General features: G+C 70.5%; 11 protein-coding genes. 3 read left to right on the forward strand and 8 right to left on the reverse strand.

Going from position 1 to position 13,937, the window contains the following annotated elements:
- Positions 1-71: 71 nt before the first annotated feature.
- The 7 genes from OG439_RS34270 to OG439_RS34300 form a co-directional block, all read right to left on the reverse strand.
- Complete coding sequence (locus OG439_RS34270) at positions 72-926, reverse strand: amidohydrolase family protein (protein WP_326944782.1); 855 nt, start codon at positions 924-926, stop codon at positions 72-74.
- Entirely contained in the window at positions 923-2,467 is a 1,545-nt protein-coding gene (locus tag OG439_RS34275; RefSeq protein WP_326944783.1) for a benzoate-CoA ligase family protein, read from the reverse strand. Before OG439_RS34275 ends, OG439_RS34270 begins: the two co-directional genes overlap by 4 nt.
- Positions 2,468-2,476: 9 nt before the next feature.
- Positions 2,477-3,898, reverse strand: coding sequence for a benzoyl-CoA 2,3-epoxidase subunit BoxB (boxB, locus tag OG439_RS34280; RefSeq protein ID WP_326944784.1), 1,422 nt, complete (start codon positions 3,896-3,898; stop codon positions 2,477-2,479).
- 5 nt (positions 3,899-3,903) lie between these two features.
- On the reverse strand, positions 3,904-5,523 hold the full coding sequence (boxC, locus tag OG439_RS34285) for a 2,3-epoxybenzoyl-CoA dihydrolase (protein ID WP_326944785.1): 1,620 nt from the start codon (positions 5,521-5,523) through the stop codon (positions 3,904-3,906).
- Between the two features lie 32 nt (positions 5,524-5,555).
- Positions 5,556-5,993, reverse strand: coding sequence for a hypothetical protein (locus OG439_RS34290; protein ID WP_326944786.1), 438 nt, complete (start codon positions 5,991-5,993; stop codon positions 5,556-5,558).
- 106 nt (positions 5,994-6,099) lie between these two features.
- A complete protein-coding gene (locus tag OG439_RS34295; RefSeq protein ID WP_326944787.1) occupies positions 6,100-7,002 on the reverse strand; it encodes a GNAT family N-acetyltransferase in 903 nt (300 codons plus the stop codon).
- A gap of 157 nt (positions 7,003-7,159) precedes the next feature.
- Positions 7,160-9,586, reverse strand: a complete 2,427-nt coding sequence (locus tag OG439_RS34300; protein ID WP_326944788.1) for a beta-glucosidase family protein — start codon at positions 9,584-9,586, stop codon at positions 7,160-7,162.
- Between the two features lie 93 nt (positions 9,587-9,679).
- Here OG439_RS34300 and OG439_RS34305 point away from each other — a divergent pair, with 93 nt between their 5' ends.
- Positions 9,680-10,249 (forward strand): TetR/AcrR family transcriptional regulator, encoded by a 570-nt coding sequence (locus tag OG439_RS34305; protein WP_326944789.1) that lies wholly within the window; start codon positions 9,680-9,682, stop codon positions 10,247-10,249.
- 376 nt (positions 10,250-10,625) lie between these two features.
- Here OG439_RS34305 and OG439_RS34310 read toward each other — a convergent pair whose 3' ends face one another.
- Entirely contained in the window at positions 10,626-11,069 is a 444-nt protein-coding gene (locus OG439_RS34310; RefSeq protein WP_326944790.1) for a MarR family winged helix-turn-helix transcriptional regulator, read from the reverse strand.
- A gap of 49 nt (positions 11,070-11,118) precedes the next feature.
- On the opposite strand from OG439_RS34310, the gene OG439_RS34315 reads away from it, so the two are divergent.
- A complete protein-coding gene (locus OG439_RS34315; protein ID WP_326944791.1) occupies positions 11,119-11,586 on the forward strand; it encodes a DUF1579 family protein in 468 nt (155 codons plus the stop codon).
- A gap of 366 nt (positions 11,587-11,952) precedes the next feature.
- A complete protein-coding gene (locus tag OG439_RS34320) occupies positions 11,953-13,842 on the forward strand; it encodes an ABC transporter ATP-binding protein (protein ID WP_326951687.1) in 1,890 nt (629 codons plus the stop codon).
- The last annotated feature ends 95 nt before the right edge of the window (positions 13,843-13,937 follow it).

Raw genomic sequence — 13,937 nt, forward strand, 5'->3', positions numbered from 1 at the left:
CGCCGGTGCGGCCCACGCCAGGGCCGAAGTGGCCGCACCGGCGCTCCCGTGGTCAAGCGCGCTCCCCGTGGTCAAGCAAGCGAGGGCATCAGCTTGATCGCGTTGCCCGACAAGACCCCGGTCAGCACGTCCTCGGGCCACCCCAGCCCGGCCAGCGACCGGACGTTCTTCGCCACCGACGGCACCCCCGGCCAGTCTGTCCCGAACACGAACTTCCCCGCCAGCCGCGCCAGGTCGAAGCGCTGGTAGTACTCCGGCAGCTTCTTCGGCGGCAGGCCCGCCAGGTCGAGCCAGACGTTGTCGCGGGCCAGCGCGAGGAACGCCGCGACGTCGTACCACCAGCCGCGGCCGCCGTGGGCGAACACGAACTGCAGGGCCGGAAAGTCCTCGACCACATCGGACAGCAGCTCGGGATTGCCGAAACTGGTGCGGGAACCGGGAAAGCTCGACGTTCCCGAGTGGAGGATCACCGGCACACCGCGCTCGAGGCACAGCTGGTAGACCGGGTACAGCTCCTTGTCCGCCGGCGAGAACGCGCCGTGCACCGGGTGGAGCTTCAGCGCCACCGCACCCAGGTCCAGCTGCCGCGCGACCTCGGCCGCGGCCGGGTGGTGCAGGTGCGGGTTGACGTTCGCGACCAGCCGGAACCGCTCCGGGTTGTGCTCCACCAGCGGCAGGTTGTCCTCGATGGCCTGGATCCCGGTGGCCCGCGGGCTGTACTCGCAGAACAGCAGGACCCGGTCGACACCTTCCGACTCCATCAGGTCGTCCATCGCCGCCGGGATCACCGAGCCGTCGTCGGCGTACACCGAACGCCACGGGTACGCCCCGGCGAAGTCGTGCGCCCACTGCAGCCACGCGGGCTTGAGCGTCGGCAGGCGCGGGGTGTGCACGTGCGCGTCGACCACGAAGTGCCCGTCGATCACGGGCTGGGCACCACCAGCAGCGCGTCGCGGACCTGCTCGCGGATCACGTTGCGGCGGATCTTCCCGGTCGCCGTCTTCGGCAGCTCGGCCAGTTCGACCACCCCTCGGGGACGCTTGAACGCCGCGAGCCCTTCGCGGCAGAACTCGATCAGCTCTTCCGCGTCCACCGTAACCCCGGGAGCGGCCACCACGCACGCCACGGGCTTGTCGAGGCCGTCGGCGTCCGGCGCGGCGACGACCGCGACCTCGGCCACCGCCGGGTGCTGCCGCAGCCGTTCCTCCACTTCGGACGGTGACACCCAGATCCCGCCCGCCTTCAGCATGTCCCCGAACCGGCCGAGGCAGCTGTACGTGCCGTCTTCGTTGCGCACGTAGCTGTCGCCGGTGCGCAGCCAGTCGCCCTGGAACACGAGCTTCGTCGCGTCGTAACGCGCCCAGTACCCGGTCGCCGTCGACGGCCCCGACACGAACAGCTCGCCGGGCCGGCCGACGGCGTCGATCACCGCGCCGGCCTCGTCTCGGATCTGGACGGCGTACCCGGGAACCGGGACGCCGGTGCTGCCCGGCCGCACCGAGCCCGGCAGGTTCGACAGGAAGATGTGCAGCGCCTCGGTCGACCCGATGCCGTCGAGGATCTCCAGGCCGAAGCGCGCGCGGAAGCGTTCGAACAGCGACGCGGGCAGCGGCTCGCCCGCCGAAACGGCGTACCGCACCGAGGCGAACGAGTCGTCCGGGACGTCGCTGGCGAGCAACGCCGCGTAGAACGTCGGAACGGCGAAGAACAACGTCGGCTGCTCTTCACGAGCGCGTCGCGCGAACAACGCCGGTGTCGGACGCGACGGCTCCAGCAGCGTCGTCCCGCCCGCGGCGAGCGGGAAGAAGCACGAGTTTCCCAGCCCGTAGGCGAAAAAGAGCTTCGGCACGGACAGGACCCGGTCGGTCGCGACGGTTCCCAGCACTTCGCGACCGTAGGTCTCGCAGACCGCCCGGATGCTCGCGTGCCGGTGCATCGCGCCCTTCGGCTGCCCCGTCGTCCCCGACGTGTACAGCCACAACGCGGGCGAGTCCGCCCACGTCCGTCCACTTCGGAACTCGCCGCCCAACGAAGACCACTTGTGCGTCCGGACGCCGAACCCGGTCGCCTCGGCGCGGTCGAGCAGGACGTCGGTGACCTCGGGGGCGAGGCCGAGCGCGGTCACGGCCTGCTCGGCGAACTCACCCGAGACGCACAACAGCCGCGCCCGCGAGTCGGCGAGCACCTTGCCCAGCTCCAGGCCGGTGACCATGGTCGACACCGGCACCGCGACGGCGCCCGCGAGCATCGCGCCGAGGATGCCGGTGAGCAGTTCGACGTCGTCGACCATGCAGAACATGACCCGCTCTTCGGGCCGCACGCCCAGCCCGGTGAGCCCGGCGGCGACCCGGCGGGACTCCGCCGCCAGCTCGGCGTAGGTCAGCGAACGGCGGGGCGAGACGACCGCGATCGCGTCCGGCTGCCCGGCCGAGAGCAGGTACTCGGCCGCGTTGAACCCTGTCGCCACCCAGGCCTCCTACGTGAGGTACACGTACTCGTAGTCGAACGGCTTGCCGTTGATGCCCTGCCGCGGCGGTGCCACCCAGCTCGCGATCTTCCCCCGCTCGTACACCGGGTGCATGAGCGAGCGGACGAACGCGAGGTCCTCGGTCGTGGGCAGCCACTTGTCCTTGCCGGCCAGCCACGTCGTCTCGTCGACGATCGTCCCGTCGGGAGTGACGTGGTGGCCGGAGTTTATGCCCACATCCCGGTTGAAACCAGGGTGTGGCAACCGGAACGTGAAGTCGATCCCGGCCTCGCTGAGGATCTTGTTCCAGCGCTTCACGCCGGTCTGGCAGTCGGCGGTGTACTCGCCGCGCAGGTCGAGGTTCAGCAGCAGGATCGCCTGCAGCTCCTCGGACGTCCAGGTGCCGTCGCCGGCCGGTTTGTCCAGCGTGCGGGCGTCCTCGGTGAGCTTGTGGTCGTCCTTGCGGCGGGTCTCCTGCCAGCGGCCCTTGAGCCCGGCGGTGTAGTAGTTCGCCGCGTTCGTCGACGTCTCGCTGCCGAACAGGTCGAGCGAGACGGTGTAGTGGAAGTTGATGTAGCGCTGGATCAGCTCCAGCGGGATGCCGCCGTGCGGGCCGATGTCGCGCGTGTCGTGCTCGCGGATCAGCTCGGCGCTGCGCATGACCACGCGGTCGACGCCGGTGGTGCCGACGAACATGTGGTGCGCTTCCTCCTTCAGCATGAACTCGCAGGTGCGCGAGAGCGGGTCGAAGGAGGACTCCTTGAGCGTGCCGAGCTGGTACTTCCCGTCGCGGTCGGTGAAGTAGGTGAACATGTAGAACGCCAGCCAGTCGGCGGTTTCCTCGTTGAACGCGCCGAGGATGCGGGGCGCGTCCGGGCTGCCGGAGTTGCGCAGCAGCAGCCCTTCGGCCTCGTCCCGGCCTTCGCGGCCGAAGTAGGCGTGCAACAGGTAAACCATCGCCCACAGGTGACGGCCCTCTTCGACGTTGACCTGGAACAGGTTCCGCAGGTCGTAGAGGCTCGGCGCGGTGAGGCCGAGGAGCTTCTGCTGCTCGACGGACGCCGGTTCGGTGTCGCCCTGGATCACGATCAGCCGCTGCAGGTCGGCGCGGTACTCGCCGGGCACCTGCTGCCACACGGGCTCGCCCTTGTGCTCGCCGAAGGAGATCCGCCGGTCGGGGTCGCGCTCGGCGAGGAAGATGCCCCAGCGGTACTCCGGCACGTTGACGTGGTCGAAGTGCGCCCAGCCCTCGCGGCCCACGCTGATCGCGGTCCGCAGGTAGACGCCCTGGGTTTCGAGCGTCGGGCCCATCTCGCCCCACCAGTGCATGAACTTCGGCTGCCAGCCCTCCAGCGCGCGCTGCAGCCGGCGGTCGTCGGCGAGGCTGACGTTGTTGGGGATCTTGGCGTCGTAGTCGATTTTCTCGGGCATGAGCGCTAGACCCGCTTCCTGTCGAAGACGGCCTTCTGACCAGTACCGTATCGGCGCAGCGCGCCTTCCGGTCCGGATGCGTTCGGCCGGGTGAAAATCCAGTTCTGCCAAGCCGCCAAGCGGCCGAAGATCTTGGTCTCGATGGTCTCCGGGCCGACGAACCGGTGGTTGGCCTCCATGCCGGTCAGCGCGTCCGGGCTGAGCGACGCCCGGCCCTCCAGCGCGATCCGGATCTCGTCCTCCCAGTCGAGGTCGTCCGGCGCGTCGGTGACCAGGCCGAGTTCGACGGCTTCCGCGGCGCTGAGGTCGTGGTCCTTCTCCCGCGCGAGCCAGGCGAGGTGGTCGTCGTCGCCGTAGAAGCGCGTCTGCAGCCGGGTCAGGCCGTTGCCCATGGGGAACGCGCCGAAGTTGGCCTCGGTCAGCCGGATCGACGCGCGGGCGTCGCTGTCTTCGTCGTCGATCGGCGGCCCGTCGAGGATGTACTGCCGGTCCGCGGCCAGCGCGACCTCCAGCAGCGCGCCGGCGAAGCAGCTGCCGGGCTCGATGAGCGCGATCAGGCTGCGGCTGGTGACGTCGAGGCGTTTGAGCGTGCGCTTGAAGTAGTGCGTGATCTCGTTGGCCAGCCAGTCCTTCCCGCCGAGGACGGCCTGCTCGTGCGCGACCACCTTCGCCGGGTCGCCCTGGCTCCGCAGGATCCAGGTGCCGGCTTCGACCTCGTTGGTGCGCAGCTGCAGGATGGCGTCGTCCAGCTCGCGCGTCATGGCGAGGAACCAGCCGTTCGCACCCTCTTCGTGCAGGTCACCGGGGTCGTTCTCGGGGCCCTTGACGGTGATGGTGGCCTGGTCCTTTTCGACTTCGACGTCGACGTAGCGGTGTTCGAGCGGCGTCAGCTCGATGCCGCCCTCGCCGGTCCGGCCGGACTCGCGCGCGATCTCCCGGGCCCGCTGCAGCACGGTCTCGCGGAACCCCTGACGCGGCACCAGCTCGTCGACCAGCCGCCAGTCGACGGCCGTCTTGCCCTTGACGCCGTCCGAGCGCGTCGCGAAGACGTCGGCGAGGTCGCGCCGGACGCGCCGCTTGTCGACCACGCGCGTCAGCCCGCCGGTGCCGGGCAGCACGCCCAGCAGCGGCACCTCCGGCAACGCGACGGTCGAGGAGTTGTCGTCGATCAGCAGGATCTTTTCGCAGGCCAGCGCGATCTCGTACCCACCGCCGGCGCACGTCCCGTTGACCGCGGCGACGTAGGTCTGGCCGGAGTGCGCGGTCGCGTCCTCCATGCCGTTGCGGGTCTCGTTGGTGAACTTGCAGAAGTTCACCTTCCAGTGGTGCTCGGACGCGGCGAGCATCCGGATGTTCGCGCCGGCGCAGAACACCTTGTCCTTCGCGCTGGTCACGATGACCACGCGGACCTCGGGGTGCTCGAACCGCAGCCGCTGGGTCGCGTCGTACAGCTCGATGTCGACGCCCAGGTCGTAGGAGTTGAGCTTGAGCTCGTAGCCCGGGACCAGCCCGCCCTGCTCGTCGACGTCCAGCTCGAGCCAGGCCACCTCCCCGTCGAGGCTGAGCCGCCAGTGGCGGTACTCGTCCGGACGGCGGCCGAAGTCAACCGGTGTGGTGGTGGTCACCCCTCCGATTGTCTACACGAATTCTGCGAACGTCAATGTTGTGTAGAAACTTGATCTCGCAAGGTCACCCGGTTGAGCGTCGCCCAGGCCCAGATGAGGAAGACCCAGAGCGCCAGGCCGGCCGCGGAGTCCGTGAAGATCGTGGCGAACCAGAACGCCGGGATCTGCGGCACGCCCGTCAGGAAGTGGCCCAGGGTGATCATCCCGGCCAGCGAGTAGACGAGCAAGAACGCCAGCGCCCGCGGGTAGCGCCCCCGCGTGTAGGCGCGGTAGCCGAGGTAGCCGAACGTCGTGAAGAGCACCCAGCCGAACGCCACGACGACGCCCGCCACCACCGCCGGGATGCCGGGCAGCTGCGGGTAGTCCGCGACGCGGATCGTGTTGTGCGTGTAGTGCAGCGTGGTGCTGAGCAGGGAGAAGCCGAGGATCACGCGAAGCGGCGTCAGCCCCTTCTCCTGAAGAACGTCCATCACGGGCCCCCAGAGTCGACTAGATAGATCGCTCTAGCGAAGGTACCGCGACCGGTCGTGAGTGGCAATGAGGGTTCTAACCCGCATCACCACTCACGACCCCTGCTCAGACCAGGTCGATGCGGTGCTGCGTCACCGGGTAGCCCGCCTTCGCGAAGGCCTTCGCCATCGGGATGTTCGGGACGTCGGTGGCCGCGACGATCCGGTCGGCGCCCTGCGCGACCAGGTCGTGCGTGGCCTCGACCAGCAGGTCGTACGCGTAACCGTGCCCCCGCTGCCCGGGCACCACGGCGATGTAGCCGACCACCGGGTCGTAGTGGTTGCGGCTCGGCAACGCGAAGCCGACCAGGTCGCCTTCGCGCGTGTACGCGAGCCGCCACCAGTCCCGCGGCGCCGGCATCCACCGCATGATGTCGAGGTCCTCCTGCGCGGCGGCCTCGACGCCCTGCTCGGCCACGACGCGGCGGACGTGCGCGTCGAGGCTGTCCGCGTTGACCTTGCGGAAGACGTCGAGGATGACGTCGTCGTCCGGTTCGGGCCGGAACTCGAGCCGTCCGGGCCGCTCCGGCAGGCCGCTTTCCGGCGTCCAGCAGTACCGGTAGCGCTCGACGAGCTTGCGGTAACCCGCCTTCTCCGCCGCTTCGACGCGGATGGTCACCTCGTGGGCGACATCCGGGTCGTCCTGCCACGCGGGCGGCGTGGTCAGGGAGTACTCCGCCCGGAACGGCGCCGTCGTCAGCAACTGCACGGCGGCGTCGAGGTCGGTGAAGTCGAACCAGTCGAGCGCGATCGGCTCTTCGTCGTCCGGCCCGGCCCACCAGGCGGCCCGCGCCACGACGACGCCGTCGCGCAGCGCGACCCACGACCAGCCGGGCCGGTACTCGCCTCGGAGCGCCATCTCGGCGTAGTCCTTGCCGAGCAGCTTGCGGCCGACGAGACCGCGGTCGGGCAGGGAGGTGAACAGTGTTTCTTCGCCCGCTTCGAGCGGGCGCACGACCAGATCGGTCATGGAAATCCTTCCGGGAGTACGCGCGCGCTCCCGGTCTACGGACTGGGCACCCTCGTTGCGAGGTGGGAGCGCGTGATCGGTTGCGTGATCATCGGACCCACCTCCTTTCGCTGGTCAAGGGTGCGAGGCAGAACCTACGGGCCGCCCGCGCCGGGCGTCAACGGATTTTCTGCAGCACGGTCCGCGTGCTCAACCGGGGCTCGGCGTAGGAGTGCGACGCCTCGAGGACGTACTCGCCGGCGATGTGCTGCCAGCCGTCGCGCCAGGTCGAGACCGAGCGCGGCGCGATCGCGATCTCGGCGTCCACCGCCTCGCCCGGGCCCGCTTCGACGCTCGCGAAGCCGGCGAGCCAGCGGTGCGGGCGGTCGCCGCGTTCGGTCGGGACCAGGTAGAGCTGGACGACTTCGCGGCCCTTGCGCGTCCCGGTGTTGCGGAGGCGGACGCGCACCTTCGCGCCGCCTTCGTCGTCCGGGAAGACGTCGAGCTCGTCGTAGGACCAGGTCGTGTAACCGCGGCCGTGGCCGAACCAGTAGGCGGGCTGCTTCTCGGAACGGGCCCACGCGCTGTAGCCGATGTAGACGCCTTCTTCGTACGGCAGCACGCTTTCCTCGGGCGTCACGCGGGTGACGGGGGCGTCCTCGAGCTTGGCCGGCCAGGTCGTCGGCAGCCGTCCGCCGGGCTCTTCGCGGCCGAAGAGGACGTCGGCGAGCGCGTCGCCGCCGGCCTGGCCGGGGAACCAGGTGAGCAGCACCGCGGCGACGTCGTCGCGCCACGGCAGCTCGACCGGCGAACCGGCGTTGACGACGACCACGGTGTTGGGGTTGGCCCGCGCGACGCGCGTGACGAGCTCGTCCTGCCTGCCCGGCAGGGCCAGGGACGTCCGGTCGAACCCCTCGCTCTCGACCTCGGCGGTGGTGCCGACCACGACGATCGCGACGTCGGACTTCCCGGCCAGCGCAACGGCTTCCTCGAGCGCGGCGTCCGGGTCGAGCACCGGGCCGCGGTGCCCGAGCGCGAAGGTGACCCAGGCGAAGGTGCCGCGCGCGAACTCCGCCATCTCCGACGGGATCCAGTAGGTCAGGCTGACGTCGACCGGCTCGCCCGCGGTCAGTTCGACGTCCCGCCGCTGCTCGATGACCTGCATGATCGACGTGAAGACGTCACCGCCTTCGGGCAGGTTGACGCCGTCGAAGAGGGTCTGCCCGCCGACGACCAGGCGGAGGTCGCCGGGGCCGGTGAGGCCGAAGGTGTGCGTGCCGGTGGTCTCCGGGAAGAACGTGCCGTCGATCTCGACGCTCGCGAGCGTGGCCAGGTCGAGGCCGGCCGGCAGCTCGCCGATCCAGTCGATTCTCGCCTCTCGCAACGGAAATTCAGCCAATCGGGTGCCATCGGCGGCTTTGGCGGTCGCGCGGAGCCGGAAATTGTCGGTGGCCGGCGGTAGCGTCGTTCGCGGATCGGCACCGATGGCGTAAGTCAGTTCGGTGCCAACGGGAACGGCCTTCCGGAGGCCGTCGAGAGGGGAGACCACGTGGTCGGGAAACACGGTGGCACTGCCGCCGCCGAGGATCTTCGGGTCCACGGCCAGCGCGCCGATCAGGGCGATGCGCTTTGGTTCACGCAGCGGAAGCGCGCCGGTTTCGTTGCTGAGCAACACGAACGACCGGTGCGCGATCTCGCGCGCGACCGCTTCACCGTCCATAGTGGAGTCCTGTCTTGCCGGGTTTTCGCCGAGCGCGCCGGTCCGGTGGGCCAGCAGGAGCACGCGGCGGACCATGTCGTCGACGACGTCCGGGTCGACCTCGCCGCCGCGCACGGCTTCGGCGAGCCGGTCGCCGAACACGGTGCGCGGGCCCGGCATCGCGACGTCGAGCCCGCCATTGGCGGACGCCACGGTGTCGCGCGCGGCCAGCCAGTCGGAGACGACGAAGCCGTCGAAGCCCCACTCGTCGCGCAGCACGCCGTTGAGCAGTCCGGCGTGCTGGGTCATCGTGATGCCGTTGACGCTGTTGTAGGCGGCCATGATCCCCCACGGCTTCGCCCGCCGGACGATGAGTTCGAACGGCGCGAGGTAGAGCTCGCGCAGCGCGCGTTCGCCGACGCGGACGTCGGCGGTGAAGCGTTCGGTCTCGAAGTCGTTGGCGACGAAGTGCTTGACCGTGACGGCCACCCCGCCGTCCTGCACGCCGGTGACGTAACCGGCGCCGACCATCCCGGTGAGGAGGGGATCTTCGGAGTAGCACTCGAAGTGCCGGCCGCCCAGCGGTGAGCGCTGGAGGTTGACCGTGGGCGCGAGGAGCACGTGCACGCCCTTGCGGCGGGCCTCCTGCGCGAGCAGCCGCCCGGCGCGCACGGCCAGGCGCGGATCCCAGGCGGCGGCGAGCGCCGTCGGGCTGGGCAGGGTGACGGACGGGTCGTCCGGGCTCCACCGCACCCCGCGGACGCCGACCGGGCCGTCGGAGAGGACGAGCGACCTGAGCCCGATCTCCGGCCGGGCGGGCAGGCTCCAGACGTCCTGGCCGGCGAGCAGGCTCGCCTTGGCGTCCAGGTCGAGTTCGTCCAGCAGCGCGTCGACGTCGAAGCTCATGCCGCCCCTTCCGGAGGTCCCGCTGTCACCCTACCTGGCGCCGAGTAGTGAAAGTTACGCTTCCGTGACAGGTTGTCCCGTAGGCTCGGGATCATGACCCGGGCCAGGGGCGCCGACCGCCGCACGAGCATCGTCCGTGCCGCGTTCGACGTGATAGCCGAGCGCGGTTACCGGGCCACGTCCCTGGCCGCGGTGGCCGACCGGGTGGGCCTGACCCAGCAGGGCTTGATGCACTACTTCCCGACGAAGGAAGACCTGCTCACGGCGGTACTGGAGACCCGCGACGAGTGGGACCTGCTCCATTTCGGCCGCGACTCGTCGGCGATGACAGTGAACCAGTTGGCCGACTTGGTCGACTACAACGCGACCCGCAAGGGGATAGTCCAGACGTACACGGTCCTGGCCGCGGACAGCGTCACGGACGGCCACCCGGCGAGGTCGTACTTCCAGGACCGCTACACCCGGGTCCGCGCCGGAATGACGGAGATGCTCGAGCGCCACCGCGACGAGCTACCCCCGGGATCGACACCGGAACAGCTGGCCCCACTGGCAATAGCAGTCCTGGACGGCCTGCAACTGCAGTGGCTGCTGGCCCCGGAGGAGGTCGACATGTCGGCCGGCTTCCGCACGTTCTTGACCCTGCTGGGCATCAAACCGGACTGACCCCGCAACGGCGGCGTTCGGTGCGCCCGACGCCGCATTGGGCGCCTCCCCGGCCAACAGCGCAGGCTCCCCCACCCGCCGGCCCCGGGCCGGTCGCCGCGGCCACCACTCGATCAGCGGCACTCCACCGGAGCAGCCGCCACCCGCTGCCGCCCTCGCCCCCGTGCGACATTCCGCCCACCACAACCACTCCCGCCCGCCGCGAAGCATCCACCCGGCCAGACGAGCCACACCCCCACCCCGCCGACCCCTCACAACCGCGGCCGCACAGCCCACCCGGCCAAGCGAGCCACACCCCCAGCGCAGCTCGCCCAGCCGACACCTCACAACCGCGGCCGCACCGCCAACTCCCGCAGCCGCCACAACATCCGCAGCTTCACAACCGCGGCCCCACCGCCAGCTCCCGCAGCCGCCGCAATGTCCGCAGCGTCACCTCCAGGTCCTCCTCCGGCACCTCCGCCGCCAGCTCCTCCGCCCACTCGACCTGCGCCGCGCCCAGCTCGGCCATCGCCGCCTTCGCGCGTCGCGTCAGCACCAGCAGCGGCGCCCGCGCGTCCCCGGGATTCGGCGAGCGTTCCAGCATTCCGTTGCGCAGCAAGCGGTTCACCGTCTCCTGCACACTCTGCCGCCGCAACCCTCGCCGCCGCGCGACGTCCGCGGCGGTCGCCGCGCCGTCCTCCAGGAAGCCCAGCACCTGCCACTGCGCCGCCGTCAGGCCGACCGGCGACGTCAGCGCGTCGCCCGCGGCCAGGAAGCCGCCGTTGCACGCGAAGACCGCGTCGATCACCCGGGTGAACGTCTCGGCTCGCGGGGAACGCATGCGTGCTAGCCTCGCACATCGACAGGCACCTGTCGAACGGAGGCGAACCATGGACCTGCCCACCCTCGGCCCCGCGCACGACGCCCTGAAGGCCTTTGTCGGCGACTGGACCGGCACCGAAGACCTCGCCGCGTCCCCGTGGGCGCCGGCCTCGACGGCGCGCGCCGACTGCGAATACCGCTTGCAGCTCAACGGTTTCGTGCTGGTCCAGCAGTACCGTCAGCGCCGCGAAGACGGTACGGAGTTCCTGGGCCACAACGTCTTCACCGCGGACCCGCGGACCGGCGAGACGCTCTGGTACGGCTTCGACAGCTACGGCTTCCCGCCCGAGACCCCCGCCCGCGGCGGCTGGGACGGCGCGACGCTCGTCCTGGACAAGCAGACCGCCCGCGGCGTGGCCCGGCACCGGCTCACCCCGGGCGGTGACACCCTCACGCACGAAATCGACGTGAAGATGGGCGAAGACCGCGAATTCAGCCCATTCCTGCGCGCCCGGTACACCCGCGAAAACAGGTAGTGGAAACAGGCGACGTCCCTCCCCCCGTACACGAGGACGTCACCTGTTTCCGGTCTCCACCACCACATCCGCGGACTCGCTCGATACGAGAGGTCCGGCGGCGGGGCAATTCCACAACGATTGTTAGTTATTCAGTCGTGCGCTTTCAGGCTATGCAGCGAGTGTGTCCTCGAAGCCGCGATCAGCCCAGAGAAAACGATTACTTTCACCCGGATGGCGGAACTCCGACTCCGAACCGTGTCCCCGAGGGCGGACGCCGGGCGCCCGAAATTGTCGTACCCCCGGAGTACACCTGAACGCGTGCGCAGATCCGCCGGACCACCCCAGGACACCCCGGACTCGCCCCCGCTGATCGGGGTCGAGAACATGAAGATGCCCGAATGGGCGCGGGTCGACGAACGCGTGGCCGGCGCCGGGTTCGGGCGGGCCGTGCGCGCGTTGCCCGCCGCGATCGCCGTCGTGCTGCGGCTGGCGTGGCGGACCTCGCCGCGGCTGACCCTGCTGGCGGGGGTGGTGCACGTCGTCTCCGGCTGCGTCACCGCGTTCGGGCTGCTCGCCACCGCGAACGTCTTCACCGCGCTCCTCCAGCAGGGCCCGACCCCGGAGCGGGTCATGCAGTCGCTGCCCGCGATCGCCGTCGTCACCGGCTCGTACGCGGCGCGCGCGGTGCTCGACGCCGCCGTCGCCGCCGTCGAAGGCGCACTGCGGCCGCAGGTCACCGCGGCGGCGGACGACGCGGTGACGGCGGCGGTCGTGCGCGTCGGGCTGATCGCCTTCGAAGACGCGGACTTCCGCGAGCTGGCCCGCCAAGGCGCGCGCTACGGCGTCCGCGCGATCGAGACCAGCCTGCGCCGGGTGGCGGACCTGACGTCGTCGGCGATCTCGCTCGCGGCGGCGATGCTCACGGCCGGGCTGCTCAACCCGTGGCTGGCGCCGGTCCTGCTGCTCGCGGCGGCGGCCGACGGCTGGTCCGCGGCGCGCGTGGCCAAGCTGAACTACCGGCACTTCCTCGACACGGTCGGGCGCAACATCCGCAAGTCGATCGTCGAGGAGGTCGCCACCTGGCGGTCGATGGCCCTCGAACGCCACGCGCTCACACTCCAGGAGCCGCTGCTCGGCGAGTACCGGCGCATCTCGCGCAGCCTGACGCGCGAGGAGATCCGGCTCGCGCACCGCAGCAACCTGGTCCGCACGAGCGGGCGCGCCGCGGCCGGCCTCGGCACCGCCGTCGCCTACCTGGTGCTCGGCTGGCTGCTCTACACCGGCGGGATGGAGCTGGCCCTGGCCGGCACCGCGGTGCTGGCGATGCGCACGGCGTCGACGGCGCTGTCCAACACCATGCGCGCGGTCAACTCGCTGTACGAGGACTCGTTCTACATCGGGTTCTACAACCAGCTGCTGCTGGAGTCGGCGAAGCTGCGGCCGCCGCCGACGGCGCTGACCGCGCCCGCCGACCCGGCCGAGATCCGGCTCGAGGGCGTCACGTTCACCTACCCCGGCCAGAAGAAGCCGGCACTGCGGGACATCTCCCTGACGATCCGGCGCGGCGAGGTGATCGCGCTGGTCGGCGAGAACGGCTCGGGCAAGACCACCCTCGGCAAGCTGCTGACCGGCCTCTACCCACCGGACGAAGGCACCGTGCACTGGGACGACGTCGACCTCGCGCGGGCCGACCCGGAATCGGTGCACACGAACATCGCGGTGATCGCGCAGGAACCGGCGGAGTGGCCGATGACCGCGGCGAACAACATCACGGTCGGCCGCTTGGGCCGCCCCGACCCGGACCGCCGGGCGTGGCGCGAAGCGGTGGACCACTCCGGCGCCGGCGAGGTGATCGAATCGTTGCCACGTCAGGAAAACACGGTGCTGTCGAAGAAGTTCGACGAAGGCCACGACCTGTCCGGCGGCCAGTGGCAACGCATGGGCATCGCCCGCGGCATCTACCGCGACGCGTCGGTCCTGGTGGCCGACGAACCGACGGCGGCCCTCGACGCCCGCGCCGAAGCGAAGGTGTTCGCGGGCCTGCAACACGCGAGCACGTCGAGCCGCGGCCGCCGCACCACGGTCCTGGTGACCCACCGGCTGGCCAACATCAAGTCCGCGGACCGCATCCTGGTCCTGGAGAAGGGCAGGTTGATCGAGGAGGGAACGCACGAGGACCTGATCCGCGTCGGCGGGGTGTACCACGAGCTGTACGAGATCCAGGCCAGCGCCTACCGCACCGGCTCGGCCCGACCGGCCAAGCCCTCAGCCTGACCAGCCGTGCCCCCACCACACCGTGCCCCAACTCACCTAGAGGGCGTGCCCAGTTCCAGTTTGTCGGCCACCCCCCTCCTCGATCGGGTGACGCG

It is taken from the genome of Amycolatopsis sp. NBC_01307 (assembly GCF_035975215.1).
In the GTDB taxonomy this organism is placed as follows: Bacteria; Actinomycetota; Actinomycetes; order Mycobacteriales; family Pseudonocardiaceae; genus Amycolatopsis.